This window comes from Cellulomonas sp. URHD0024 (assembly GCF_000426185.1).
Taxonomy (GTDB): domain Bacteria; phylum Actinomycetota; class Actinomycetes; order Actinomycetales; family Cellulomonadaceae; genus Cellulomonas.
This window is the reverse complement of the sequence record NZ_KE384505.1, coordinates 89,580-113,876: the sequence shown is the minus strand read 5'-3', so window position 1 is coordinate 113,876 and position 24,297 is coordinate 89,580. Positions and strand designations below refer to the sequence as shown.

The following is a 24,297-nucleotide window of genomic DNA, read 5'->3' as shown; positions in this document are numbered from 1 at the left end:
TCACCACGACGCGCGGCCCTCCGCTCGGGTGACGCACGCTGCGCGCGCTCAATCGGGCCGCCCGCGACGCCGATAGGGCGGCATGGGACTGTTCCGACGTACGGCGAGGCCGGAAGACGGCCTGGAGGTGCCGCACCCGCACGCTCCGGCCGACGACAGCCGTGACGTCCGCGTCGTGCCGCTCAATGCCGCCGAGGTGGTCTGGGCCGCTCAGCACCGGGAGATCGTCGCGGACCTGTGCCGGGGTTCCGCCGACGCCCAGACGGTCAGCGACCTGTTCGACCGGGTCCAGGCGATCTGGCTGCAGAGCGACGACCGCGCCGACTCCGCTCCCCTGGTCCACGCGTTCGGTGTGGCGCTCGGCGACCTGGTGGCCGAACGCGTCCCCGGGCTGTCCTGGGCCACGGCACACGGTCACGGGGAGCCCGAGCTCGTGCTCAGCCACCCCACGCACGACCTGGTGATCTTCCCGATCGGGTCCGTCGGTGAGCACTGGGGTCACGCCCCCGTGGGCTGGCTCGCCGGGCACGTGCACGAGGCCGTCGGCGGTGCGCTGGCCATCCTGGCGGGGCACCGCTCGACCCACTGAGGTCAGAACAGGACGTCGGGGTCCTCGTAGAGTCCGGCGAGGGCCGCGACCGGCGCGAGCGTGACGGCAGGAACCGGCGTCGCGCCTGCGTGGAACGACGGCGGCGCCGGGTCGACGCCGTCCCGCACCGCCCGGGCGGCGATGCCGGCGAGCTCGTCGGCCCGCTCGTTGAACTGGTCGCCGCGATGCCCCCGCACCCACTCGAACACGACGCCGCCCGGCCGCGACGCGATCGCGGCGTCGATCGACTTGATGAGCTCGAGGTTCTGCACGGGACCGCCGGACGCCGTCCGCCATCCCTTGCGCCGCCACCCGTGGATCCACTCCGACGAGCACTTGATCGCGTACTGCGAGTCGGCCTGGATGGTCAGCGGCTCGTCGCCGGGGTGCGCGCGGACGGCCTCGAGGACGGCCATGAGCTCGGCGATCTGGTTGGTCCCCGAGGCGTGGCCGCCGCTGTCGTACGAGCCGTCGTGGTTGGCCCAGGCCCAGCCGATGGCTCCGCCGGGGTTGCGCAGGCAGGAACCGTCCGTGCTGACCGTGATCACACCGAGCATTCTGCCGCCCCGTGGGGCTTGCCACGGCGAGCGCATCGCCCGATCGAGCGACGAATCGGGTACATCGTGCGTGTGGTCCTCAGGTCGGGGTCCCGACAGGCCGATGATCCTCGGTATGACGACGACGTTCGACGACGCAGATCTTTTCAGCGACGTTTTCACGGGCTTCCGCGGGGTGGGGGCGTCGACACGGCACTCGCGCCTGCTGACCGCCCTCACGCTGGTCGCTGCCCTCCTGCTCGTGGTCGGTGGGCTGGTCTGGTCCAGCCTGGCCCGGCAGACTCCCGCGGTCGACGCGATCGATCCTGCCGACCTGGTGCCCGTGCTGGCCGAGAGCCAGCGGGCCGGGGACGTCATCGCGTCGAGCGACCTCGCCGACCTGCTCATCTACCCGGAGTCCACGCGCTACCTGACGTCCGACGACACCACCACCTACTTCGTCGCGACCGCGCCGGACGACAAGCTCTGCCTGCTGGCCATGCCTGTCGGCGACCTCGCCCAGACGTCCTGCGCCTCCACCGCCGGCACGCCGCACGTCCTGCGGCTCGAGAACGTGATGCTCGTCCCGGCGGGCGCCACCGCCCCGGCCGGGTGGCACGAGGCGGCGGCGAACGTCTTCGTCAGGAGCTGACGCGGTCGGTGACGCAGTCGACCGGGCCTGGTCACGGGCGACCGTTCGGTCACGGGCGATCGGTTCGGTCCCGGGTGATCGGTTCGGTCACGGGTGATCGGTTCGGTCACGGGCGATCGGTTCGGTCACGGGCGATCGGTGAGGCGCAGGCGAGCACCGAGCGCCGTGGCGCCGATGACGGCAGCGGCGCACGCGAGCACGATGTCCTTGACCACGTACTGCGCCGTCAAGGTCGGACCGCCGGCCGGGAACAGCTCGTGGAAGAAGAGCACCAGCGGCGACATGATGCCGACCAGGGCCCCGGCGAGGACGACCAGACCGGCCCGCAGGAACCAGCCCGTGATCAGCGCGAGGCCGATGAACGTCTCCATGGTCGCGGTGAGCAGCAGGGCCGCGGTGGGTCCGACGTGACCGAGCGTCAGGGCACCGATCGTGCGCTCGGCCAGCTCGGCCGCCGGGCTCATGCCCGGGAAGAACTTCAGGACCCCGAACCCGAGGAAGACCACGCCGAGGCTGATGCGCAGTGCGGTGATCGAGTACCGGGTGAGCAGCTGGGCGAGACCGTCGAGCAGGCGCGCCAGCAGCGCGGGGCCCGTCGGGCGAGCGTGGGTCGTCGGGCGGGCAAGCGAGTTGTCCGGGACGTTCGTCGGGCCCGCGGACTTCGTGGGCGAGGTGAGGACAGACATGGGACGTACCTTTCCGGGTCGAGACCCCGGCACGGGGTCAGGTTGCCGGGAAACTCCGGCAGCAACGCGTCCACCTGTTGGTGCACACGTCTCGACAGGAGGGCACCGGTTTGTGTCTGATACGTCCGGTTCGGGGTAGTTCACCCGAGCCCGACGATCATCGGTGCGAATACCGTCGTCCTGACGGCACCAGGCAACGATTCTCAGCCGAGCGCGAGCGCGTCGACCACGCGCTTGACGCTCGACGACAGGCCCCACCGCTCCGCCAGCGCGACGAGCGCCTCGGCATCGGCGACGACGTTCGGCAGCCGGTCGTCGACGTCCCCGACCGGCGCGTCCGGCGCCACCCGGACGACGGCCGGCGCCACGGCGAGGTAGGCCGCGGACTCGGTCAGCCGCCGACGCTGCGTCGGACTCAGTCCCGCCGCACCGGCGTCGCGGGCGACCAGCACCTCCACCAGCGACCCGAACCGGTGCACGAGCGCGGCAGCGGTCTTCTCACCGATCCCCGGCACGCCGGGCAGCCCGTCGCTCGGGTCGCCCCGCAGGACGGCCATGTCGGCGTAGCCGGAGCCGGTCGCGACGCCGTACTTCTCCTGGAGCCGCGCCTGGTCCACCGTCTCCAGGTCCCGGATGCCGCGCGCCGTGTAGAGCACCCGAACGGGGACCTGGTCGTCGACCAGCTGGAACAGGTCCCGGTCGCCGGTGACGACCTCGACGACCGCGCGGTCCGCCGACTTCGCGACCTCCCGCGCGACGAGCGTCCCGATGACGTCGTCGGCCTCGTAGCCCGGCACGCCGACCCGCGCGATGCCCAGCGCCGCGAGCACGTCGACGATGACGGGCACCTGCGGTGACAGCGTGTCCGGGACGACCTCCAGGCCGGTGGTCCCCGGCACCTCGACGGCCACCCGGTGCGCCTTGTAGGACGGGATCGCGTCGACCCGGAACGCCGGTCGCCAGTCGTCGTCCCAGCAGCACACCAGCCGGGTGGGACGCAGGTCGGTGACCAGCCGCGCGATCATGTCGAGCAGCCCGCGCACCGCGTTCACCGGTGTGCCGTCGGGCGCGGTCATCGACTCGGGCACCCCGAAGTAGGCGCGGAAGTACAACGACGCGGTGTCGAGCAGCAGCAGCTTCTGGGGACGTTCGGCCATGCGGCCATCCTGTCAGCCCCCACGGCCCGCGGACGCGCCCGGGACAGCCGTCGACTGGGTCCCGACGCCCGTCGAGAACAACGTTGTCGACGCCTTGACGTTCTATGACGTCGTTCAGGTTGTTCTCGACGACGAGCGGGCGGCCCGGCTGGGCCGGCCGGCTGGGGTCGGCCGGATGGGGTCGGCTGGCTGGCGGGTGGGTGGCTGGGCGGGTGGGTGGCTGGGTGGGCGGGTGGTTGGCGGGTCCGGCGGCTGGTGGGCCCGGGGCGGTGCACATGGACCGGCGGCCGGCCCGCATCCCCTCCAGGTGCGGGCCGGCCGAGCGGTGGATCGTCAGGACGAGAAGTCGAGGTCCGTGTCCGCGACGGCGACGACCGTCCACGTGGTGCCGTCGGCGTCGGCGAGCTCGTAGGTCGGGACGAGGACGGAGGCGCCGTCAGCCAGGGTGGTGAGCGCGAGCCCGAGGCGCGCCGACACGATCGTCACGTGCTCGACCGGCCAGGCGAGGGGGCTCCCGGCCTCCGGGGTCGCGGGCACGGTGGGTTCGTCGGACGGTCCGGGCGCGACGTCCGGCGTCGCCCCACCGGTGGAGAACCGGGCATCGGCAGCCATCGGCATGACGCCGCCGTAGCCGGCTCCGAAGCGCGGGTCACCGAGCCGGGTGACAGCCTCGGTCGGGCTGACGACGTCGTAGTCCCCGAGCGAGACCGTCGGCGCGAGCGTGCCGTACAGCGACTGGACGCCGGACGCCACGACCGTGAAGTTCCAGGACAGCCCCGAGCGCTGACCGTCGACCACCTGGAAGGCCGCGACGCTCACGGACTGGCCGCCCGACTCGTCGGTCGCCGACTCGAACTCGAAGCCTGCGGGGTCGACGCCGAGCGCCGACATCGTGTCCTTGGCCTGCCGGACCGCCGCCTTGCCGCTCGGCGCGCGGTCGGTGTTCGACTGGCAGATGTCGGGCGCCGACGAGGGTGCGGGGGCGACGTCGTCGGTCCCGGTTGCCGACCCGCCGGAACCGGTGGATCCGCCACCGGCTTCGGGCGGCAGCGCGTCCATCTTCTCGGCCTTGAGGCACGACCACGGGTCGCGGGTCGGGTCGTAGTAGGAGACGCTCCCGTCCGACGAGACTGTCACGCTGGGGCCCGTTCCGTCGTTGGGTCCGACCAGCCACTGCCCGTACTCCTGGTGCGCCGTCCCCGTGACCCCGAGCGCCGCCGCCGCGTGCTCCACCGTCGCCTGCGTGTAGGTCGACACGGCGTCGAAGCCGTACGCCGGCGCGCTGCCGGCCTGCGTCGAGAGCCCGTGGGACGCGAACACCGTCCGTCCGAACCCGAAGCCCCCGCCGGCCAGCTTGCCGTCGGTCGCGACGCCAGTGCCCGCATCGACACGCCCCGCGAGTGGAGGCACCGCGGAGCCCACAGCGGCCTCCGGCGCGCCGGAGACTGCCGAGCTCGCAGCGTCGTCCCGCGTGCCGGATCCACCGTTCTCGAGGCTCATCGCGGGCTCGGCCACGGCCTTCGTGTCCGCGCGGGCACCGCCGACCGCGTAGCTCCCGCCGCCGATCACCGCCATCCCGGCGACGATGGCCGCGGCCTGCAGCCACCGCGGTGCGCGTCGAGCACGGCGGCTCGAGAGCTGGTCGACGAGGATCACCTCCCCGCCGACATCGACGCCCGTCGCAGCGGTCACGGCCGCGTAGACCGGCGCGAGATCCGGTGCGGGTCCGCCGGCCGGGTCGGCGGCCCGCAGCCGGGCGAACGCAGGGTCGTCGTGCGCGGAGTCGTCGTGCGCGAGGTCGTCGTGCGCGAGGTCGTCGTGCGCGAGGTCGTCCTTCGACGGGTCGTCGTGCGCGCGAGTCTGGTCGTCGTCCATCGGGTGCCTCCTGTACGGGGTTGTCCTCTACCCCGCTTGTGTTCCGACGAGACCTGGCCTTGCACGCAGTCAGGCGTCGGCTGCGGCCCAGGCCTCCCGCAACCGGGCGCGAGCGCGGCTCAGAGCGGCGTCGGCACCGCCCCGCGAGATGCCCAGCACCGCCGCCAGGCCCTCGCCGACCAGACCCTCCCAGGCGTTCAGCAAGAGGATCTGCCGGTCGCGCGCCCCGAGCGCACCGAGCACCGTGCGCACCTGCTCGTCCTCGACGAACAGGTGCGCCGGGTCGCTGGATCCGAACGGGTCTGCCTCGTCCGGGACGTCCGCCACCGGCAGTGGGCGCGCCTTGCGGCGGTGGTTCGCGACGAGGAAACCGGCCGTCCGGTACAGCCAGGGCAGCTCCGCGCCGTCCGGGATGTCGTCGCGCCGCCGCCACGCGATGGTCAGCACGTCGGCGGTGAGGTCGTCGGCGTCGTCGCGACCCGTGCGGCGGACCAGGAACCGGTGCACAGCGGTCGAGTGCGCCCGCACGAGCGCCTCGAACCAGCGGGCGTCGTGGAGGGGGTCGCCCGGGGGAGCCGTGTCTTCCCCACTGCTACCGACCGGGACGAGCGTCGGGGGGCGCGTCGCCACCACGTCGACCGCGACGTCAGCCGTCGCCCGGTCCACGGTGCGCTCGCCCGTCGCGCCACCGTCCTGCGCGCCGATCGTCGCGGCGTCGGTCGCGTTCTCGGACGTGGACGTGTTGCGCGGTGGCACGGTGCTCCCAGGGTCGGCGATGGCCTACATCCCCCCTCTGTCGTCAGCCTGTGCGATCTTGCACCGGCCTGACGATCAGTTTCGGAGCAGACGACCGATCAGGTGTGGAGCAGACGACGCGTCAGAGACCGTCGGCGACGGTCGCGGTCACATGCAACCAGGCGTCGCGGGTCCGCTGCGCCAGGGCCTCGTAGTCGATGGGTCCACCGGCGACGAGGGCCTTGTCGTGCGGGACGTCGACGACCGTGCGGGTCAAGGCACCGAAGTGGCTGCGGAGCCGTTTGTGCAGGTCCTTGTCCACCTTGGGCTCAGGGGCGGAGAGCACGGTGACCGCCCGCCGGACCGCCTCCTCCTGACCCGTCGATCGCAACGCGTCCAGCGCCCAGGCGGCGGACTGGGCAGTGTCCTCGCGGATCGTCGAGACGACGACGATCTGGTCGGCGGCGCCGATCGCGGCCCGCCAGTTCGAGGCGCGCATGTTGTTGCCCGTGTCGATGAGGATCACCCGGTAGAACCGCGAGAGCACCTGGTGCAGGTCGGAGAACGACTTGGCGTCCACCGACGACGCCGACGCCGAGTTCTCGTCGGAGGCCAGCACGTCGAACTGCTCGGTGGGCTGGGTCCGGACGAACCCGTCAAGGTCCCCGATCCGCACGGTCCCCTGCTCCGTCAGCCGCGGCAGGGCGTCGAGCAGGTCGACGGCGGTACGCGTGTGGTCGGCGTGCGACGAGCGCCAGCCGAGCGTCCCGCGGGTCTCGTTGTTGTCCCACGCAAGCGTGTAGCCGCCGCGCTGCAGGCCGAACGTCGCTGCCATCAGCATCGTCGCGGTGGTCTTGTGGGCGCCGCCCTTGGGGTTGATGACGACGATGGTCTTGGGCCCGTCGAGGGTCCGCCGCACCGACGCCGACGCGGCGCGTCGACGACGCTCGACCTTGCCGGGCCCGGGCTTGATCGCACCGAACGTCATCCGACGCAGGCCGGCCTGCCAGCCGTGCTCCGCCGGGCCGCCGTGCTCGACCGGGTGCCGCGCCGCGAGCAGGTCGTCGAGCGTGGGGAGCGGTCCGGTCGGCGTCGCGGGCGGCGACGCAGGGGCCGGGGCTGCGGCGGGGGTCACGACCGGCGCCGGTTCGGGCACGTCGGCTCGCTTCGCGGCCGGACCACGGGACGACGTCGCCGGTGCCGCCGGCGTGGCGACCGCGTCGTCGGGCAGGCCCGCTACTGCGGCCACCGAGTCGCGCTCGCTCACGGTCGGCGCCGCGACGGCGCCGTTCGGCTGCTCAGCCACCACAGGGTCCGTCTGGGCCTCGTCGACGACGCCGTCCGGGTGGATCATCAGGGACCAGAGCCCCTCAGGGTCACGCACCTGCACGGGGACGGGCTGGCCGACGGACACGGCGAGCTCGGCGATCCGCGACGTGATCGCGGCACCGGCCTCGGCCAGGTTGGCCTTGGTGACGCGCTCGATCACGCCGTCGATCGAGATCTCCCCCGTGCCGTCCTCGCGGACCTCGGCACTGATCTCTGGCAGACGGGTCGCCGTCGACCCCTTCTGACCGTCGTCGCTCATGTGGTGATACCCCTCGTCGGCGGTGACTGTTGCCGCTCGTCTTCGTGCTGTTCTCCCAGCGACTACGCCCCGAAACTACGCCGGACGGGCGCCACGTGCACCGTCGAACCGCAGGCCAGGGCCCATCCTCTTCGTCCCGATCGCCCCGGTACGGCCTCCGGAACGTCTCCCGGTCGCGAATGTGTCGCCCGACGGACCCTCACTCGTCCGCGTGGACCTCGAACCAGACGGTCTTCCCGTCGGGCCGGTTCGTCGTTCCCCAGTCCGACGAGAGGGCCTCGACGAGCGCCAGCCCGCGCCCGCTCGGAGCCGTCGGCTCCGGGTGCCGGACCGTCGGGACGCCACCCCCGGCGTCGCTGACGAACACCTGGACCACGTGACCGTCGATGCGCACACGGACGGTCACGGACTGGTCGGAGGGGCCGTGCACCACGGCGTTGGCGACGAGCTCGCCGGTCAGCAGCTCGACCACCTGATTGGTGGAGCCACCGATGCCCGCCTCGGCGACGGCGCGCATGACCCAGTGCCGCGCGGCACGGGGGGCCGACCGCTCCGCCTCGACGACGAGCTGGGCGTCCACCACGTGCGCGTCACGGTGCCGTGCGCTCGCTGCGCTCCGAAGGTCCCGTACGTCGCCCACCTGTCTAGGGTGCCCGAGTCGGAGGGCTCGCGCCCGGGGTGCCCGTACGCGTACGGGTGAAGACCCACCGGTAACCCCGTGGCGGGGTCGGCCGACCCGGCTTCAGCGCCGTTGGCTGACGAGCCCTACGAGGTTGTCCTCGGAGTCGCGCACGAACGCGTGCCACTCGTCGGTCCCGGCCGGCCCGAGCGTGTCGTCGGCGTGCCTGAAGATGACGTGCGGCTCCGACTCGATCGTCACGCCCGCCGCCCGCAGCCGTTCGACCGTCTGATCGAGGTCGTCGACCCGGAGGTAGAGCAGAGCGCTCGGCGCGTTCACGTCGAGCAGCAGCCGGACCCCGGCGAGCGGGAAGAAGAGCAGCCCGGGCGGGTCGAACCGCGCCGCCGGCGGGGTGCCGAGCAGCTCCGTGTAGAACGCCGCAGCCCGGTCGAGGTCGGTCGCGCGCTGGGCGACCTGCACGAGTTCCATGGCTCCATCGTGCCCTCCTCTGAGGTACCTCAGAGGGCCTCAGAGGCACCTCAGACCGTTTTCCCGACGAGGGCGGCACCAGGACCCGTCGACCGACCGATCCGGCAGCCCACCCCTCACGAGCAGAGTCATGGATGTCAGGAGAGGCGTCGGAGATTCCGGCGGTACTGAGGAGGAACACCATGGCTGAATTCTGGGGAACCGCCCTCGACGGCGAGCTCGCCTACCGCCGGGACCGCATGTCCACCGCGCTCCAGAACCCTCGGAGGTCAGGGCGCGCCGCCCGGCCCGGCGGGTCCGCACGGGCCGCGCACCCGCGGATGCGTGCGGCGCGTGGGTGGCTCCTGCGAGCATCAGGAGCATGGCACGTGGCTCGATGAGCACACCGTTCGTGGCACGCGCGCCGCAGGTCGACCAGCTCACGTCGGCCCTGCGGCGCGCTGATGCCGGCGAGCCCACCGCGGTGCTCATCGCGGCGGACGCAGGAGTCGGCAAGACCCGGCTCCTGCGGCATGTCGCCGAGCTGGCAGAGGCCTCGGGGGCCCGCGTCGTCGTCGCGCACTGCGTAGACCTGGGCGAGATCGGGCTTCCTTACCTGCCGTTCGCCGAGGCGCTGGCCCAGCTGCGCGCCCTCGACCCGGACGCTGTGGAGGCCGTCGTCGCGGAACGGCCGGCGCTGGCTCGCCTGCTGCCGGGACCGACCGGAGCGACCGGCCCGCCGGACGACCAGTCGAGCCGGCTGCAGCTGTTCGACGGCCTGGTCGAGGCCATCGGTGCCGTCGGCGTGCCGGGGCACCCGCTGCTTCTCGTGCTCGAGGACCTGCACTGGGCTGACGCGTCGAGTCGCGACGTGCTGCGGTTCCTCGTGTCGCGGCTGCGCGACCAGCACCTCGTGGTCGTCGCGAGCTATCGCACGGACGACCTGCACCGCCGGCACCCGTGGCGGTCCGTCGCCGCCGAGCTGGCCCGGCACCCCCGCGTGGAGCGGCTGGACCTTGCACCGTTCACCGACGGCGAGATCCGCGAGTTCACCACTGCGCTGGCCGGGGCCCCGTTGGAGGAGCGCACGCTGCGCCGCGTCATCGACCGTTCGGAGGGCAACGCGTACTTCGCGGAGGAGCTGCTGGAGGCCGGCGCCGAGGCCGACGAGCTGCCGTGGTCGCTCGCCGACGTCCTGCGCTCGCGCCTCGAACAGCTCGACCCGTCGGTGCAGCGACTCGCGCGTGTCGCGTCGGCAGCCGGCCGGCGGGTGTCCGAGCCGCTGCTCCGGGCCGTCGTGACCGCGGACGGCGACCCGCTGCTGGCGGCACCGAACGCGTTCGACGCCGGGCTGCGCGAGGCGGTGGCGCACCACGTCCTCGGCGGCGAGGAGGGACGAATCGCGTTCCGGCACGCCCTGCTGGCCGAGGCCGTGTACACCGACCTGCTGCCGGGCGAGCAGTCGGCCTTGCACCGCACCTACCTGGGGGTGCTGCGCGACGACCCGACGCTGGGACCGTCCTCACAGCTCGCCTCGCACGCACTGCGCGCCCCCGACCTGCCGACCGCCCTGCTGGCCTCTCTCGAGGCCGCACGCCAGGCGCGCGAGGTGCTCGCGCCCGCCGAGGAGGTCCGCCACCTGGAGGTCGTGCTGCGCCTGTGGGGAGCGGTGCCGGAGGTCACGACGAGCCTCGACCAGGACCACCCCGACGTCCTGGTCGCCGCCGCGGCCGCCGCGAGCCGAGCCGGCCAGGCCGATCGCGCCGTACAGCTGGCGCGTGCGGCGGTCGAGGAGACCGCAGCCGACGTCGAGCGGCAGGCCATGCTCCGGACCGTGCTCGCACGGTACGTCCTGGCCATCGACGACATCGACGAGGCGATGCGCGAAGCGTCCCGCGCCCTGGAGGCCCTGCCCACCGGCAACACCTCCGCACGCGCGTGGGCGCTGGCCAGCTACGCCCGCGCAGCGCTCAATGCCGACCTCGACGAACAGGCGGCGGCGAGCGCCCAGGAAGCCGTGGAGGTCGCCCGGGCGGCCGGCGCAGCGGACGCCGAGTCGGACGCGTTGACCACGCTCGCGGTGCTCGTCGTCGACGACGCGGACCGCGCCGCCGAGCTCCTCGACGCGGCCCTGACCCGTTCGCGGGAGGCCTGCGACTACGTGACCGAGCTGCGGACCCTGTTCAACCTGACGTCCAACCGGTACTACGCGGGCGACCTGCCCGGGGCGGCCCTGCAGGCGACCGACGGGGTCCAGCGCGCTGCGGCTCTGGGGATGACGTGGAGCGCGTACGGCCTGGAGCTGCACATGTTCGTCAACCTGGTCCGGTACGTCTCGGGCGATCTGAGCCCCGCCGACCTGGGTGGGGTTCCCGAGGAGCTGGCGGACATCCTCAAGTCCCAGGCGCTGTACGCGGCGGTGGCTCGCGGCGACGCCGACGCGGTCGAGCGTGGGCTGGCTCTGGAGTCCGTCTGGCACCGCGACGGGTTCATCGCGCTCGTTGCGGGCGGCTGCACCGTAGACGCGCTGACGTGGCGTGGCGACCTCGAGGGCGCGGTCGCGCTGGCGAACCGGCTGCTCGAGTACCTGTGGCGCACGTGGTCCGACTACTTCCTCGGCGGCATCTGGCTCGTCGCGCTGGCGCTCGCGGCGCTGGCCGACCGCGCACAGCAGGACCGGCTCCTGGGCAAGGACGTGTCGGCGGCGCTGACCACCGGGAACCGACTGCTGCAACGTGCCGTCGAGACGGCCGTCCGCGGCCGGCCTCGAGGGGGGCAGCTCGGACCGGAGGGGCGCGCCTGGCTGGCGCGGGCGCACGCCGAGCACTCACGGCTCGTCGGCACGAACGACGCTGCGCTGTGGCGGACGACCATCGACGAGTTCGACTACGGGTACCGGTACGAGCTGGCGCGCAGCAGGTTCCGGCTGGCCGAGGCGCTGCTGGAGGCAGGGGACCGCGAGGGCGCGCTCGCCGCGGCCGGGACTGCGCTGAGTGAGGCCGAGGCCATGGGCGCCGTGCCCCTGACCACGGCGGTCCGTGGGCTCGCGCGGCGCGGGCGGCTCGACCTGCCCGGGGTGCGAGCGTCGGGTGCTGACGTGCTGACCGCGCGGGAGGCGGAGGTGCTCGCGCTCGTCGCGCAAGGGCTGTCCAACCGGCAGATCGGCGAGAAGCTGTACATCTCCGGGAAGACGGTCTCGGTGCACATCTCGAACCTGCTGGCCAAGCTCGGCGTCTCCGGACGGGCCGAGGCCGTGTCGGTCGCGCACCAGCGCGGACTGATCGGCGCGGGCTGAGCGCCTGTCGGTCCCAGACCCTAGGTTGGGCGCATGTCCCCGTCGAAGGTTCCCGCGGTCGAGCTCGAGGTCAACGGCCGGACCGTGCGCGTGAGCAGCCCCGACAAGGTCTACTTCCCCGAGCGGGGCCTGACCAAGCTCGACGTGGTGCAGTACTTCCTCTCGGTCGGCGACGGGATCCTGGGCGCGCTGCTCGACCGGCCGACGACGCTGGAGCGGTGGCCCAAGGGGGTCTTCGAGGGCGCCAAGCTGGCCACCCGGATGGACTCGACGGGCGACGCGTTCTACCAGAAGCGGGTACCGCAGGGAGCGCCGGAGTACGTGCGGACGGCGCGCATCGCGTTCCCCAGCGGACGCACGGCGGACGAGGTCGCGCCCAGCGAGCTGGCTGTCGTGGCGTGGGCCGCCAACCTGGGGACGCTGACGTTCCACCCGTGGCCGGTGGTCGGCGACGACGTCGACTCCCCGGACCAGATCCGCATCGACCTCGACCCGCAGCCCGGTACGGACTTCACGAATGCCGCCCGCGTGGCCCCTCGCGCCCGCGAGCTGCTGGCCGAGCACGGCATGGAAGGGACGCCCAAGACGTCGGGCGGACGCGGCATCCACATCTTCGTGCCCATCGAGCCGCGCTGGTCGTTCGTCGAAGCCCGGCGGGCGACCATCGCGTTCGGTCGAGAGCTCGAGCGACGCATGCCGTCCGAGGTGACCATGAAGTGGTGGAAGGAAGAGCGCGGCCAGAAGATCTTCGTCGACTACAACCAGATGGCCCGCGACCGCACGATCGCGTCGGCCTACTCGATCCGCACCAACCCGCGCGCGACCGTGTCGGCACCGCTGCGCTGGGACGAGGTCGCGGACGTGGCCCCGGACGACTTCACGGTCACGACGATGCCCGCGCGGTTCGCCGAGGTGGGCGACCTGTTCGCGCCGCTGGTCGCCCGTGCGGCCCCCCGCTACTCCCTCGAGTCGCTGCTCGAGCTGGCCGACCGGCAGGAGACCGACGAGGGCGAGGGTGACCTCCCCTACCCGCCCGAGTACCCGAAGATGCCGGGCGAGCCGAAGCGCGTTCAGCCGAGCAAGGACCGTGACCGCCCCCGCTGAACCTCCCGGTGCGGCACCCGGCGCGGGCGCCGCCGCCCTCACCTATGCGTCCACGCGTGGCCGGTGGGTCCTGTTCGCCACCGTGCTGGGGTCGGCGATCGCGTTCATCGACGCGACGGTCGTCACCATCGCCCTGCCGCACATCGCCGACGACCTGGACGCCACCACGGCCGACCTGCAGTGGACCGTCAACGCCTACGGTCTGACGCTCGCGGCGTTCCTGCTGCTGGGCGGGTCGCTGGGCGACCGGTTCGGCCGGCGACGCCTCTTCCTGGTCGGCGTCGTCTGGTTCGCGGTCGCGTCGCTGGTCTGCGCGGTCGCACCGACCGTCGGCCTGCTCGTCGCCGCGCGTGCCGTGCAAGGGGTGGGCGGCGCGCTGCTCACGCCCGGGTCGTTGGCCATCCTCCAGTCGACCTTCACCGGCTCGGACCGCGGCCGCGCCATCGGCGCCTGGTCGGGGCTCGGCGGCATCGCAGGCGCGATCGCGCCGTTCCTCGGCGGGTGGATCGTCCAGGTCACGTCGTGGCGGTGGGTGTTCGGGATCAACCTGCCGATCGCGGCCGTCGTCGTCGCCGTGACCCTGCGGCACGTCCCGGAGAGCTCCGACGTCAACGCGTCCAAGAAGCTCGACGTCGCCGGCACCGTCCTGGGTGCCCTCGGTCTGGCCGGTCTGACGTACGGGTTCACCGCGTGGACCGAGAACGGCCGTCCGGACGCCGTCGTCATCGGGACCCTGGCGTTCGGGGTGGCGACGATGGGTGCGTTCCTGTGGGTCGAGTCCCGGACTGCGGCGCCGATCCTGCCGCCGGCCCTCTTCCGGTGGCGGCCGTTCGCCGGCACCAACGCCGCCACACTGCTCATCTACGCAGCCATCTCGGGGATCTTCTTCTTCCTCGTCGTGACCCTGCAGGTGGTGGCCGGCTACTCCCCGCTCGCGGCCGGGGTCGCACCCCTGCCGGTCACGGTCCTCATGCTGCTGCTCTCCCCGCGGGCCGGTGCGCTCAGCACGATCATCGGCCCGAAGATCCCGATGACGGCCGGTCCGTTGGTGTGCGCGGTCGGTGTGGTCCTCCTGCTCGGCGTCACGCCGGACACCCCGTACCTGACCCACGTGCTGCCGGGCATCGTCGTGTTCGGGCTCGGGCTGTCCGCGACCGTCGCGCCGCTGACCACGACCGCCCTCGCGGCGGCCCCCGACCACCTGGCCGGTGCCGCCAGCGGCGTGAACAACGCGGTCGCGCGCGTCGCCGGACTGCTCGCCATCGCCGTGCTCCCGCTGGCCGCAGGCGTCGGCTCGTCGCTCACCGACCCGACGACCCTCGAACCCGCGTACCGGATCGCGATGCTGGTGTGCGCCGGCCTGCTCGCCGGCGGCGCCGTGATCTCGTTGCTCACCGTGCCGAACAACGCCGAGAGCGTCCGACCGCCCACACCCAGGGATCGATGACCGATCTGTCGGGGACCCGACGGATTCAGCCGACGTAGTCGAAGTGCCAGTACTCGGGGTTCGAGCCGTCCCGATGGGCCCACGCCGGGGACGTCCAGCCGTACGACGGCCCATGCGTCACGAGCCAGTCCCGCTGCGGGGTGTCCCAGCCGTACTGACAGGGCAGCTCGGGGACGTCGAGAGCGAGGCCGGTGCCGTGCGTCGACGTCCCGGGCCTTGCCGCGACCGTCCCGAGTGCCGCCCGCATCTCGACCTGGGTGTCGTAGTCGCGGTACGTCAGGTCCAGGCCGAGGTGGTGCCCGAACGCCGCACGGAACGCCGAGTCGAGCCGCTCCAGGGCCGCGGCGGCGTTGGTGCGCAGGTAGTACGGGGTGCCGTGCGGGTCCTTGGCCCAGGAGATCGCGGTCAGGGCGCTCGGCGGGAGCTTGCCGTTGGAGCCGTCTCCGCCGACGGTCGGGGGCGACGTGTAGAACGGCGGACCGGTGTAGGTGGTCTCGCACGAGGGCGCCCTGGTCGGCGCGGGCCTGGGCGCGACGGCCGCGGGTCTCGGGGTGGGCCGCTTGGCTGCCGGCGCTGCGACCGCGGCCTGCTGAGCCGTCCAGGCGTCGTGGGCGGCCATGACGGCCGCCGTCCCGGTCGACAGGGTCGCCGTGATCGCCCGCAGGTCGGCGGCGCTGTACCCGGCCGCTGGGTCCGACGGGTCCGACGGGTCCGACGGGTCCGACGACGGCGCGGCCGTCGGACCTGACGACGTCGCAACAGCCGTGTCCGGCGACGTCGCCGGCACCGCCGCGAGGGCGGCGTCGGCCACCACGAGCTGAGCGGCAAGAGTCTGCCGGACCGTGTCGTCGGCGATCTTCCCCTCGGTCGCGGCCAGGGCGCTCCGGGCCGTGTCGGCGGTCTCCTGCAGGCCGCCGCGAGCCTCGACCAGCACGACGGCCACCCGTGCGCGGTCGAGCGCGGCGTCGTGCCCGACCGTGACGTCGACGTCCGAGGCCTGCGCTTCGGCGACGGCGACGGCCCGGTCGGCGGCGTTCGCCTGACGCGTCGCGACATCGCCCTGGTGGGAGTCCCACGCCCAGGCGCCCCCAGCCGCGCCGACGACCAGGGCGGCGGTCACGGCGGCGACGATGCTGCGCGATGGTCGGCGGATATCGGCTCTCCGGAGACGTGGGACGAGGTAGGGCAAAGCCCCGCGTCAGGTCAGGCTAGCGACGTCGTCCCTCCGGTACCTCCGGGCGAGACGAACCGCTGCACGAAGTCGAGGGCGGCCCCGGCGACCGCCTCCCACCCGTGGTCGATGACGAGCGAGTGCCCGACCCCCGCGATCTCGACGATCTCGGTGACCCCCGCGTTGCGCTTCTGGCGCTTGAAGGACGCGTTCGAGATGGCCGGTGGGACGGTGTGGTCGAGCTCGCCGGAGATGATCAGCAGCGGTCCACGCTCCGGGTTCTTGGTCTTGACCCTGGCCTCGCTCCACGGGTTGAAGTTCGCGACGGCGGCCTGGAACAGCGGCTCTCCGGCGCCCGGGACCGCATACGTCTCGTAGAGGTCCTTGGCCTCGGCCTCGTCGACCGCGTTGGCGAACGCGTACCGGAACTGGTCGTAGGTCAGCGGGACCGCGCGCTGGTAGTTGGCGGGATTGGTGAGCACGGGGGACGCCGACCTGAGTGCCGAGATGGGTAGGGGCAGGACCCCCTGGAAGGGAGCCGGGTCGACGGCGACCGTCACGGCGGACAGGCCCCGGCCGGCGATGATCTGCGCGAGCAGCCCACCGAACGAGTGCCCGACGACCGCCGGCTTCGTCGTGAGCGCGCCGACCGCCTCGGCGACGTGGTCGGCGATGTCGGTGATGCCCTTCTTCGCGAACGTCGAGGGGTGGGCGTTCCCCTCGGCGACGGTCTCGGGATCGTCCGGCCAACCCGGTGCGATCGTCGCGTAGCCGGCGGCCTCGAAGAGGGTGCGCCAACGGTGCCAGCTGGAGGGCAGCAACCACAGCCCGTGGACGAACACGACGGGGGTGCGCCCGCTCGCGTTGGCCGTGTCGATGTCACGTCGCTCGTGCTCGGTCAGGGCAGTCATGGGGCACATCGTGCACTTCGGACCGGCGGTGCACCAGGGTTTCGCGGCATCGGGTGGAATCGCGACCACTTCGCTCAAGCCGCAGGTCAGCGGGGTCGATCCCGCCCTCATGGACGATGTGCGCTCGACGGTGCCCAGCTCGGCGGCCGGCGCCGTCGACATCGCGCCCGGGATCCGCACGTTGACGCCCGCGGAGGTGGCACACCTGGACCGCGCGCGCGCCCACCTGCGGTCCGCCGCCATCGACGTCACCGACTCCGCCGCGATCGGCGCGCTCCTGCACCGGGCCCGGACCTCGTGGGCGACCGGCCCCTCCTCGGCACCTCCGGCGGCGATGATCCTGGCGCTCGGCGTCGGCGTCGGCGACCTGCTGATCGCGCGGGTCCCCGGCGCACGGTGGGCGCTGCACAACGGCTCCGCCCACCCGACGCCGACGGTCGTCTCGTCGTCCGGGCTCGACGCTGCGCTCCCGCTGACGGACGTGCGGTCGAAGTGGATGACCGGTTGCACGCCCACGTGGGTGGGCGAGTACGTCGCCGCAGCCGCCGCGCATCTCGTGGTCGGTGCGGACATCGCTGTGCCCGCCGCGCTCCCGAACCCTCCCGAGCCCGCCGCGCTCCCGAGCCCGCGGCTGGCCGGCGACGACCTGCCCCGCACCCCGGCCGACCTGCCGCACCCACCCTCGTCCGCGGTCCAGGACCTCGCACTCGGTGCCCTGGAGCACGCACTCGACGCCGTCCTGACCACCCCTGCCGACCCGCACCCGTTCGCGCTCGTCGACGGTGGCTCCGGCCCGCAGGTGCACAGCTTCGACGGCGAGCCGTCACACGCCCAGCACGTCGCCCGCGAGTGGGTCCGAGCCTCGGGTGCGGTCCGCGGTGCGGTCGCCTGGTACGGCTCGTTGCCCACGCCCGAGGCCGGCGACGCGCCCGCCGTCCTTGTCGAAGCCTCCGACGCGCACGAGCCGAGCCTGGTCGTCGCCCACCGCTACGCGCTCGCCATACCGGCCGGTCAGGGCCGCGCCCGCCCGGCCCGCGCGATCGGCGAGCCGATCATCCTGGGTCAGGGCGACGCGCTGCTCTGAGAGCCGGTGCTCGACGCCCGGATCCACATCTCGGCTGTTCGTCCGAACCCGTCGGCTGCGCACCAGGTCCTCGTTCGTCGGGCCGGCTGCGTCCGTGCCGCGAAGTGGGCGCGACGGCACCAAGATCGGTTCATGGGGGGCGGGGGCGGTGCCGTGCTCGTTGTCGCGCCCGGAATCGTCCCGCTCGCCGTCGGGCTCGCCGGCGCCTTGCACGCCACCGGCTGGGCTACGACCCTGCTGGACGGGCTCGACCGCAGGCCCGGTGACGCGGGCTCGTCGACGGTGCGGGTGGCGGTGGCGGACGGCGTGCGCATCGGCCGCGCGGTCCGGTATCTCGACCCGTCCGTCTGCGTCGTCCCGGTGCGTGCTCTGCCGCTGCTCCTGCCGTTCGCCGAACGGGGCGCGCGGGTCCTGGACGCCGATGCGCCGTTCACCCTGCTCGTGCGGCTCGTCGACGAGGCGCTCCGAGAGGAGCGCCGCCCGGATCCCGGCGCGCTGCGCCGACGGGCGGCCGAGGTGGAGGCGCTCGAGCGGCTCACGCCGCAGGAGTCGCAGACGCTCCAGGCGCTGATGCTGGGCGAGACGGCCGCCGAGATCGCGACGCGCACGTCTCGATCGGTGCACACCGTGCGCAGTCAGATCAAGGCGGTGCTGGCGAAGCTCGGCGTCAGGTCGCAGACCGCGGCCACAGCCGTCGCGGAGCGCTCAGGCGTGCCGTTGACGGTCCAGCTCGCCCGCGCGCAGTTCACCAATTGTGGTGATGAGGCGCGGTGATGTGCGCGATGACACTGGTCAAGCCCCACCACGAACGGGGCTTCTCACCCACATCTAGCGAAGGAGCGGACCATGGGAACGACAGTGGTGAAAGTTGTGGAGATCATCGCACCGATCGCGCTCGAGGCTCTCGCGAAGGCGGCTGAGGCACTGCTTGCAGGGGAGGCCTCGAAGGCGGCCGTCGCTGCCCTCCCGCAGCAGAAGCCCGCTCCGGCGGACGACGACTGGGGCTCGATCATCACGACGGACACCTGGTCGTACAACGAGACCAACTTCGCCACCCAGTACGGCTACTACTACGCGGGTCTCACCTCGCAGCCGACCACCGGGGCCATGCCGGTCGCGGCGCAGGAGGACATCATCGTCTGGGAACAGAAGAACGGTATCGCGGACATCACGAAGTACCTGCAGACGGTGTTCCAAGGGTCGATCGCGGTGGCGGACTCGATCACGATCGCGAACAACCTCGGCTCGATCTTCCTGCAGCGCTTCGGTGAGGAGGCGCTCGGCTGGGAGCCGTTCTCGAAGCGGTACAACTTCACCGACGGCCTCATCGTCGACGTGTACATGGTGACCTCGCCGGCGCGGGACTCGAAGAACAATCCTGCTGGTGTCGCGAGCTACTGCTTCGTCGCCTACAACCACAAGAGCGCCTGAGCCCCGGCCATGCCGAACGTGTTTCGGGGCATGCGGCCCAACGTGGCGAACAACGGCCCGCTCGTCCAGGACGACAACGCGAACGCCCTCGGCGTCCGGGTCACACCACCGTCGGCCGCCGCCGACGTGGTGACGTACCTGCAGGGCGGGGTGCCCTGGGTCAGTCCACTCGACCCTGCAGGCGATCCGCAGGGCATCTCGGTCGCCGCAGGCTCGGGGTGCAACCTGCCGTCGCACCGACGGCCGAGGGGCGCGCCGTGGAACGGCACAGGTGCAGTCGGGCTGCAGATGTGGCAGCTCGACACCGCGGTGCTGGTGCCTGCTCAGCTGCAGGCGGTCCCGGCACCCGTGCCCGGGCAACCGCAGCACGAGGTCATCAGCCCGGCACAGCTGATGTCCCTGGCGCTCTACCGTGGCTACATCGCTGCCACCGCACCCTCCTGGCAGCTGTCACCGGCACCGGTCCCGGCCTGTGCCGCTGCGGCCGATCTCACCCGAGGAGCACCCGTGGACGCTCACCTGGTCGGCCTGCTCACCGGCGTCGCCGGCGGGGAGGATCCGACGGAGCTGGTCGCGGCGCTCCGCGCGGCGAACGAGCAGGGGACGAGCGCGGCCGAGCTCGTTGCCGGCATCGAGGCGTCGGTCCAGCGGCTCGAGGAGGGCGGCGACGACGACGGTGCGGAGGTGCTGCGCGGCGTCCTCGACCGCATCACGGGGTACTGCGCACCAGCGGACAGGATCGTGCTCACCTGACGCTGCCGGTGGTGCGGGGCCCGCGTGGTCCCGCACCACCGGCCCGGTGCGTGCACCCCGGTCCCGCGCGGCCGGGGCGACTGTCGGGCGGACTCGACATCACGAGCCGAAGATGAGGCATGGGTGTCCCCGTCACGTTCGTCGATCCGTCGTTGCCCACCGTGGCCGCTCCTCCGTCGGCGGCGGCGGGGTCGTTCGACCCGGAGACGGGGTTCGCCGACGAGCTGCACCGCCAGGTCACCGCGTACGTCGAGCTCGGCATCCCGGCGCTCCTTGGCCTCGACGCGTCGGAGTTCCACGCACGCCTCGCCCCGCCGGCCTCTGCGAGCCTCACCCCGGCACCACAGTCCGCCGTGGACGGCGACGCCGTGCCGTTCGTCCTCGTCGTCCCCGGCCTGGACGTCAACGACCTGGCCCCCGCGATGCGTCGTGGTGCGAAGCTCGGCGTGAGCGTGATCGACCGGGTCGAGGCGCCCACGTACCAGCCGATCGTCGACGTCCCCACCGAGCCGTACCTCCTGTGGGGCATCGACACCGGCTCGGAGTTCTGCAACGTCACCCCGGAGACCGCGCTGGCCACGCTCACCGCACGTAGGCGCACCCCGTTGACGATCGACGAGGGCGTCGCGCTGACGGTCGTGCGGCCGGACATGCTGCGGCCGAACAAGTGCTACTCGCTCATGGGCTCGCGGACGGGCACGAACCAGCGCGTCCCGGCGGTGTGGATCAGCGAGCGCCGCGCGAAGCTCGGGTGGTGCTGGGACCGCAACCCGCACACCTGGCTCGGCGCCGCCTCCGCGTCCGGCAGGCGCCCCCTCTAGGCTCGGGTCCATGCGCTTCCGCACCGTTCTCGAGCTCAGCGGCAAGTCCGCGACCGGCATGCCCGTCCCCGCGGAGGTGGTCGAGGCGATGGGCCGCGGCGCGCGCTTCCCCGTCGTCGTGACCATCAACGGGTACTCCTACCGGAGCACCGTGACGCCCTACGGCGGCAGGACGCTCATCCCGGTCAGCGCGGAGAACCGTGCGGGCGCCGGGATCACGGCCGGCGAGGACGTGGACGTCGACATCGAGCTCGACGACGCCCCGCGCACCATCGCGGTTCCGGACGACCTGACGGCAGCCCTCTCGGAGGCCGGCAGGGCCGCTCTGGACGCCCTCTCGTTCAGTCGCAAGCGCGCGATCATCGAGCCGATCGAGGCCGCGAAGACCCCGGAGACGCGCGCGCGGAGAATCGCCAAGGCCGTCGAAGCGCTGGGGTAGGGCCCGCGCTCGATGCCGCCAGAACGCCCACGTCGTCTGCGACCGAACGGGCACCAGCGCGAGGGTGAACCGACTCCTCGCCACCGCCCGCCGACGCGGCGGGCTCGTCGTGCCATGCGAGTCGTGCCATGCGAGCCAGTGCGCCGCGGCCGCCGAGCCAGGCGGCTCATTCTGACACTCCAAAGCGAACGACGGCCGCCATGTGGTATTCCAAGGCGGCATTAACGTCCGAATGGAAGCGTTCTTTTTAGTTCGGTGCGACGACAAATCGCGCGCCGGTACTGTCCGGCCCTGGCGCCACCCGCTTCCCGCTCCGTCCCATTCGTCCCGCTCGTCAGAACTGTGCCAAGATGCGCACGCTCAATTCAGCTACGAAGGGATTTCACAATGCTTCGGACGGTAGTAAAAATTGTCGCGGCGGCCACGTTCATGATGATGGTTCCTGTTGCGGCCTACGCCGTGAACGTCTCCGACAACGACGGCAGCGGGGAGCAGCACAGGACCCTGACGTACGCGAACGGCGCCCGGGTCACCGGGTCTCTGAAGTCCACGAGCGGCAAGACGGTGTACTACTCGGGCAAGGTCGCCCTGGGGGGGTGCTCGGACAAGAACGTCGGGCGCTACTCCGACAACACCAACAGCACCTCGGCTGTGACGCGCGGCGGCGAGATCTTTGCGTCGCTGTCCGGGCTCTGCGGCTTCCAGGGCGTCAAGTCGAGGGTGTGCCACACCCTCACAGGCCTCCCCGACTCGTGCGGGCCTGACTCGAGCAGGTACTGACCACCATGCGTCCGACGATCCATCTGGACGATGTCTGCGTCCGGCTCTCCGGCCACGAGGTTCTGCGTAACGTCGACCTCGAGCTCGCGGAGGGCGTGACGGCTCTCGTCGGGCGCAACGGTGCAGGCAAGACCACGTTGATCCGCGTCCTCACGGGCTCGTTGCGGCCGACCGACGGCGTGGTGCTGTCGGGCGGCTCGGACATCCACGAGTCGACGTCAGCGATGGTCAGGCACCGGCAGCATCTGGGGTGGCAGCCGCAGGAACCGCGGCTGCCACCCCGGATGCGGGTCGAAGAGTTTCTCGCCTACGCGGCCTGGCTCAAGAAGATGCCGACACGAGCGGCGGACGTGGCGATCGAGGCAGCATTCGACGCCGTGGATCTCGGCGGTCTGCGCGACAAGCGGCTGGGTGTGCTTTCCGGGGGTCAACGTCGGCGGGCCGCCTTGGCGGCGGCCGTCGTCGGCGGCCCCGATCTGCTGCTGCTCGACGAGCCGACGCTCGGGCTCGACCCGGTCCAGCGCAGCCACTTCCTCGAGGTCGTGCGTGCGCTCGCTCCAGGCAGGGCCATCCTCGTCGCCACACACCTGATGGAGGATGTGGAGCTCGTCGCCGACCGGTGGTTGGCACTCGACGAAGGCCGGGTGGTGGCCGCCCGCGACGTCGACCGCTCGAGCCCCGCAAGCCTCGTCACCACCCGTGACGACATCCGGCGCGCCTTGGGCCTCGAACCGCGGATCGACCGATGAGCGGCCGGTCCGCCCTGCGGGGTGCCTGCATTCCGAGTCCCAGGCGGTTCGTCGCGCTCGTCACCACCGCCGCGGCCGCGCTGAGCCTGGTGATGGCGATGGTGCGTCGCGAGGAGTGGGTCGGCTGGCTGCCGACGACCGTCGGGGTGATGGAGCAGGCGACCGTGTGGGTGCCGTCCATCGTGGCTGTGGCGGCCGCATGGGTGAGCGGGCAGCCGCGAGCGCATGGCCTTGCTGATTGGGTGTCGACCTCGCCCCGGTCCGCGGCCGACCGCCTCAAGGTCCCCGTCCTGATGGCGGGGCTCGTGGGGCTCGTCGCGCAGGGAATCGCTCTTGCTGTGGTGCTGGTGGTCTCGGCTGAGGCGGGCCTCTCGGCCGGGGGCCTGTCCGGGTTCGCGCTCACGATCTCCGTGCCGACGATGTCCGCCTACCTCCTCTTCTGGGCGTTCGCCGGGTCGGCGATGGGGATCGCCCTACCTCGGGCCGTTGCCCTGCCGGTGACCGCACTGGTCCCCTACGCCCTGTACGCCGCACTAGAGCTGTACGCCGGCGACAGTCCGCTGAACGTCCTGGCCGTCAATACCACCCGCTCGTACGACTACGTCATGCCGGCCACCGGACCCTTGATCGCGCGGCTCGTCTTCTGGCTGTTCGCGGCCGCCGTGGCAGGCGCGGCGCTGCTCGGACGTCGCCGTCTGGCGCAGACGGGTGCGTGGGCGGTCAGCTTCTCTGCGGCGTTCGCCTTGTTCGTGGGACCGGCCTACGTCCCGATCGCTGGGGCAGAGGCGACGAGGTGCGAGGGTCACGCACCCCGGACCTGCCTGGACGCGTCACACGTCACCGCGATGAAACGCTATCGCTCGGCAGTGTCGCGGGTGTGGCCGTCCGTGCCCGTCGCCCTACGCCCGGACACCCTGGTCTCGGACGACCTGCTCGACGTCGGGGGCGCTGGAAGCGTCCTGATCGCTCCGCCGGTCGCCGGATACGCGGACCCGGCGCGCGTCGTCGACCAGACGATGTTCGCCGCGCGGCTCGGGGATGCGCTGTTCATGGCGCACTGCACGGACAGCACCGGCGGTGTGGACACCGCGCGTGTCCTCGTGCAGTGGTGGCGCGTCGAGCACGACGTGGCCACCGAAAGCTCCGCGTTCGCCGGCGACACGGGTGCCGCCTGGTCCGACCCTGAGCACGAGCACCACGTACGGCAGGCCCAGGCTCTGGCCTCGTTGAACCCGCGGCGCCGGGAGGAGTGGTTCGCCGCCAACGTGGACGCGATCCGGGGCTGCAACGCGTCCACGCTGCCGGGGTCGTCGTGACGCGCAGGCTTGCGACAGCACACGGAGTCCGGCCGGCGTCGTGGGGCGTCATCGGAGCCGGCTGGCTGGTGTCGGTCGGGGCCTCCCGGGT

At 72.4% G+C, this 24,297-nt stretch carries 24 protein-coding genes; 14 read left to right on the top strand and 10 right to left on the bottom strand.

Annotated features, from left to right (window positions below; genetic code table 11):
- The first annotated feature begins 82 nt into the window (after positions 1-82).
- Positions 83-589, top strand: a complete 507-nt coding sequence (locus I847_RS0116760; protein ID WP_028050607.1) for a DUF3806 domain-containing protein — start codon at positions 83-85, stop codon at positions 587-589.
- A gap of 2 nt (positions 590-591) precedes the next feature.
- Here the strand turns inward: I847_RS0116760 and I847_RS24425 are convergent, their stop codons facing one another.
- Entirely contained in the window at positions 592-1,137 is a 546-nt protein-coding gene (locus tag I847_RS24425; protein ID WP_051275088.1) for a ribonuclease H, read from the bottom strand.
- A gap of 124 nt (positions 1,138-1,261) precedes the next feature.
- Between I847_RS24425 and I847_RS26880 the strand changes: the two genes are divergently transcribed.
- The gene (locus I847_RS26880) at positions 1,262-1,777 is read left to right on the top strand and encodes a hypothetical protein (RefSeq protein WP_155856200.1); all 516 of its coding nucleotides are present in this window, start codon (positions 1,262-1,264) and stop codon (positions 1,775-1,777) included.
- Positions 1,778-1,902: 125 nt separating this feature from the next.
- Here the strand turns inward: I847_RS26880 and I847_RS24420 are convergent, their stop codons facing one another.
- From I847_RS24420 to I847_RS0116715, 7 genes are all read right to left on the bottom strand, one after another.
- On the bottom strand, positions 1,903-2,463 hold the full coding sequence (locus I847_RS24420) for a DoxX family protein (protein WP_081681068.1): 561 nt from the start codon (positions 2,461-2,463) through the stop codon (positions 1,903-1,905).
- Between the two features lie 203 nt (positions 2,464-2,666).
- Positions 2,667-3,620, bottom strand: coding sequence for a 5'-3' exonuclease (locus I847_RS0116740; RefSeq protein ID WP_081681067.1), 954 nt, complete (start codon positions 3,618-3,620; stop codon positions 2,667-2,669).
- Between the two features lie 333 nt (positions 3,621-3,953).
- Positions 3,954-5,495: a hypothetical protein gene (locus I847_RS0116735; protein WP_028050604.1), complete on the bottom strand. Its 1,542-nt coding sequence runs from the start codon at positions 5,493-5,495 to the stop codon at positions 3,954-3,956.
- 69 nt (positions 5,496-5,564) lie between these two features.
- On the bottom strand, positions 5,565-6,251 hold the full coding sequence (locus I847_RS24415) for an RNA polymerase sigma factor (protein WP_231384260.1): 687 nt from the start codon (positions 6,249-6,251) through the stop codon (positions 5,565-5,567).
- 121 nt (positions 6,252-6,372) lie between these two features.
- Positions 6,373-7,818 carry a chromosome partitioning protein gene (locus tag I847_RS0116725; protein WP_028050603.1) on the bottom strand — a complete coding sequence of 482 codons (1,446 nt, stop codon included), beginning with the start codon at positions 7,816-7,818 and terminating at the stop codon, positions 6,373-6,375.
- A 199-nt stretch (positions 7,819-8,017) separates the two neighbouring features.
- Positions 8,018-8,458 carry an ATP-binding protein gene (locus I847_RS0116720; protein ID WP_028050602.1) on the bottom strand — a complete coding sequence of 147 codons (441 nt, stop codon included), beginning with the start codon at positions 8,456-8,458 and terminating at the stop codon, positions 8,018-8,020.
- 102 nt (positions 8,459-8,560) lie between these two features.
- Complete coding sequence (locus I847_RS0116715) at positions 8,561-8,926, bottom strand: VOC family protein (RefSeq protein WP_028050601.1); 366 nt, start codon at positions 8,924-8,926, stop codon at positions 8,561-8,563.
- 376 nt (positions 8,927-9,302) lie between these two features.
- Between I847_RS0116715 and I847_RS27620 the strand changes: the two genes are divergently transcribed.
- The 3 genes from I847_RS27620 to I847_RS24410 are packed head-to-tail and all read left to right on the top strand — an operon-like array spanning position 9,303 to position 14,751.
- On the top strand, positions 9,303-12,200 hold the full coding sequence (locus tag I847_RS27620) for a helix-turn-helix transcriptional regulator (RefSeq protein ID WP_028050600.1): 2,898 nt from the start codon (positions 9,303-9,305) through the stop codon (positions 12,198-12,200).
- Positions 12,201-12,233: 33 nt separating this feature from the next.
- Entirely contained in the window at positions 12,234-13,304 is a 1,071-nt protein-coding gene (locus tag I847_RS0116705) for a DNA polymerase domain-containing protein (protein WP_028050599.1), read from the top strand.
- The gene (locus I847_RS24410) at positions 13,288-14,751 is read left to right on the top strand and encodes an MFS transporter (RefSeq protein WP_034610790.1); all 1,464 of its coding nucleotides are present in this window, start codon (positions 13,288-13,290) and stop codon (positions 14,749-14,751) included. The genes I847_RS0116705 and I847_RS24410 overlap by 17 nt, the downstream gene beginning before the upstream one ends.
- Positions 14,752-14,776: 25 nt before the next feature.
- Here I847_RS24410 and I847_RS25895 read toward each other — a convergent pair whose 3' ends face one another.
- Positions 14,777-15,871 carry a D-alanyl-D-alanine carboxypeptidase family protein gene (locus tag I847_RS25895; protein ID WP_051275011.1) on the bottom strand — a complete coding sequence of 365 codons (1,095 nt, stop codon included), beginning with the start codon at positions 15,869-15,871 and terminating at the stop codon, positions 14,777-14,779.
- A gap of 83 nt (positions 15,872-15,954) precedes the next feature.
- Positions 15,955-16,833, bottom strand: coding sequence for an alpha/beta hydrolase (locus tag I847_RS24400; RefSeq protein ID WP_051275010.1), 879 nt, complete (start codon positions 16,831-16,833; stop codon positions 15,955-15,957).
- Here I847_RS24400 and I847_RS0116685 point away from each other — a divergent pair.
- The 9 genes from I847_RS0116685 to I847_RS0116645 all read left to right on the top strand — a co-directional run bounded on the left by I847_RS0116685 (position 16,832) and on the right by I847_RS0116645 (position 24,206).
- The gene (locus tag I847_RS0116685) at positions 16,832-17,917 is read left to right on the top strand and encodes a hypothetical protein (RefSeq protein WP_028050598.1); all 1,086 of its coding nucleotides are present in this window, start codon (positions 16,832-16,834) and stop codon (positions 17,915-17,917) included. The genes I847_RS24400 and I847_RS0116685 overlap by 2 nt on opposite strands.
- A gap of 132 nt (positions 17,918-18,049) precedes the next feature.
- Complete coding sequence (locus tag I847_RS25890; RefSeq protein ID WP_155856199.1) at positions 18,050-18,691, top strand: helix-turn-helix transcriptional regulator; 642 nt, start codon at positions 18,050-18,052, stop codon at positions 18,689-18,691.
- Positions 18,692-18,763: 72 nt separating this feature from the next.
- Positions 18,764-19,348, top strand: a complete 585-nt coding sequence (locus I847_RS0116675) for a hypothetical protein (RefSeq protein ID WP_155856198.1) — start codon at positions 18,764-18,766, stop codon at positions 19,346-19,348.
- Positions 19,349-19,378: 30 nt separating this feature from the next.
- A complete protein-coding gene (locus I847_RS0116670) occupies positions 19,379-20,101 on the top strand; it encodes a hypothetical protein (protein WP_034610787.1) in 723 nt (240 codons plus the stop codon).
- Between the two features lie 119 nt (positions 20,102-20,220).
- Positions 20,221-20,922 carry a DUF5701 family protein gene (locus I847_RS0116665; protein ID WP_051275009.1) on the top strand — a complete coding sequence of 234 codons (702 nt, stop codon included), beginning with the start codon at positions 20,221-20,223 and terminating at the stop codon, positions 20,920-20,922.
- A gap of 10 nt (positions 20,923-20,932) precedes the next feature.
- On the top strand, positions 20,933-21,361 hold the full coding sequence (locus I847_RS0116660) for a YdeI/OmpD-associated family protein (RefSeq protein ID WP_028050593.1): 429 nt from the start codon (positions 20,933-20,935) through the stop codon (positions 21,359-21,361).
- 387 nt (positions 21,362-21,748) lie between these two features.
- Complete coding sequence (locus I847_RS0116655) at positions 21,749-22,141, top strand: hypothetical protein (RefSeq protein ID WP_028050592.1); 393 nt, start codon at positions 21,749-21,751, stop codon at positions 22,139-22,141.
- A 5-nt stretch (positions 22,142-22,146) separates the two neighbouring features.
- Complete coding sequence (locus tag I847_RS24390; protein ID WP_051275008.1) at positions 22,147-22,890, top strand: ABC transporter ATP-binding protein; 744 nt, start codon at positions 22,147-22,149, stop codon at positions 22,888-22,890.
- Positions 22,887-24,206, top strand: a complete 1,320-nt coding sequence (locus I847_RS0116645; RefSeq protein ID WP_028050591.1) for a hypothetical protein — start codon at positions 22,887-22,889, stop codon at positions 24,204-24,206. The genes I847_RS24390 and I847_RS0116645 overlap by 4 nt, the downstream gene beginning before the upstream one ends.
- Positions 24,207-24,297 lie beyond the last annotated feature (91 nt).

What these genes read in the sequence shown, in the direction of transcription:
- I847_RS0116685 (WP_028050598.1), top strand. Translation starts at nt 16,832, where the DNA reads ATGGGGCACATCGTGCACTTCGGACCGGCGGTGCACCAGGGTTTCGCG.
- I847_RS0116740 (WP_081681067.1), bottom strand. Translation starts at nt 3,620, where the DNA reads ATGGCCGAACGTCCCCAGAAGCTGCTGCTGCTCGACACCGCGTCGTTG.
- I847_RS24420 (WP_081681068.1), bottom strand. Translation starts at nt 2,463, where the DNA reads ATGTCTGTCCTCACCTCGCCCACGAAGTCCGCGGGCCCGACGAACGTC.
- I847_RS25890 (WP_155856199.1), top strand. Translation starts at nt 18,050, where the DNA reads ATGGGGGGCGGGGGCGGTGCCGTGCTCGTTGTCGCGCCCGGAATCGTC.
- I847_RS0116760 (WP_028050607.1), top strand. Translation starts at nt 83, where the DNA reads ATGGGACTGTTCCGACGTACGGCGAGGCCGGAAGACGGCCTGGAGGTG.
- I847_RS0116655 (WP_028050592.1), top strand. Translation starts at nt 21,749, where the DNA reads ATGCTTCGGACGGTAGTAAAAATTGTCGCGGCGGCCACGTTCATGATG.
- I847_RS0116715 (WP_028050601.1), bottom strand. Translation starts at nt 8,926, where the DNA reads ATGGAACTCGTGCAGGTCGCCCAGCGCGCGACCGACCTCGACCGGGCT.
- I847_RS0116735 (WP_028050604.1), bottom strand. Translation starts at nt 5,495, where the DNA reads ATGGACGACGACCAGACTCGCGCGCACGACGACCCGTCGAAGGACGAC.
- I847_RS24390 (WP_051275008.1), top strand. Translation starts at nt 22,147, where the DNA reads ATGCGTCCGACGATCCATCTGGACGATGTCTGCGTCCGGCTCTCCGGC.
- I847_RS0116670 (WP_034610787.1), top strand. Translation starts at nt 19,379, where the DNA reads ATGCGGCCCAACGTGGCGAACAACGGCCCGCTCGTCCAGGACGACAAC.
- I847_RS24400 (WP_051275010.1), bottom strand. Translation starts at nt 16,833, where the DNA reads ATGACTGCCCTGACCGAGCACGAGCGACGTGACATCGACACGGCCAAC.
- I847_RS0116660 (WP_028050593.1), top strand. Translation starts at nt 20,933, where the DNA reads ATGCGCTTCCGCACCGTTCTCGAGCTCAGCGGCAAGTCCGCGACCGGC.
- I847_RS0116665 (WP_051275009.1), top strand. Translation starts at nt 20,221, where the DNA reads ATGGGTGTCCCCGTCACGTTCGTCGATCCGTCGTTGCCCACCGTGGCC.
- I847_RS0116705 (WP_028050599.1), top strand. Translation starts at nt 12,234, where the DNA reads ATGTCCCCGTCGAAGGTTCCCGCGGTCGAGCTCGAGGTCAACGGCCGG.
- I847_RS0116725 (WP_028050603.1), bottom strand. Translation starts at nt 7,818, where the DNA reads ATGAGCGACGACGGTCAGAAGGGGTCGACGGCGACCCGTCTGCCAGAG.
- I847_RS27620 (WP_028050600.1), top strand. Translation starts at nt 9,303, where the DNA reads ATGAGCACACCGTTCGTGGCACGCGCGCCGCAGGTCGACCAGCTCACG.
- I847_RS0116675 (WP_155856198.1), top strand. Translation starts at nt 18,764, where the DNA reads ATGGGAACGACAGTGGTGAAAGTTGTGGAGATCATCGCACCGATCGCG.
- I847_RS0116645 (WP_028050591.1), top strand. Translation starts at nt 22,887, where the DNA reads ATGAGCGGCCGGTCCGCCCTGCGGGGTGCCTGCATTCCGAGTCCCAGG.
- I847_RS26880 (WP_155856200.1), top strand. Translation starts at nt 1,262, where the DNA reads ATGACGACGACGTTCGACGACGCAGATCTTTTCAGCGACGTTTTCACG.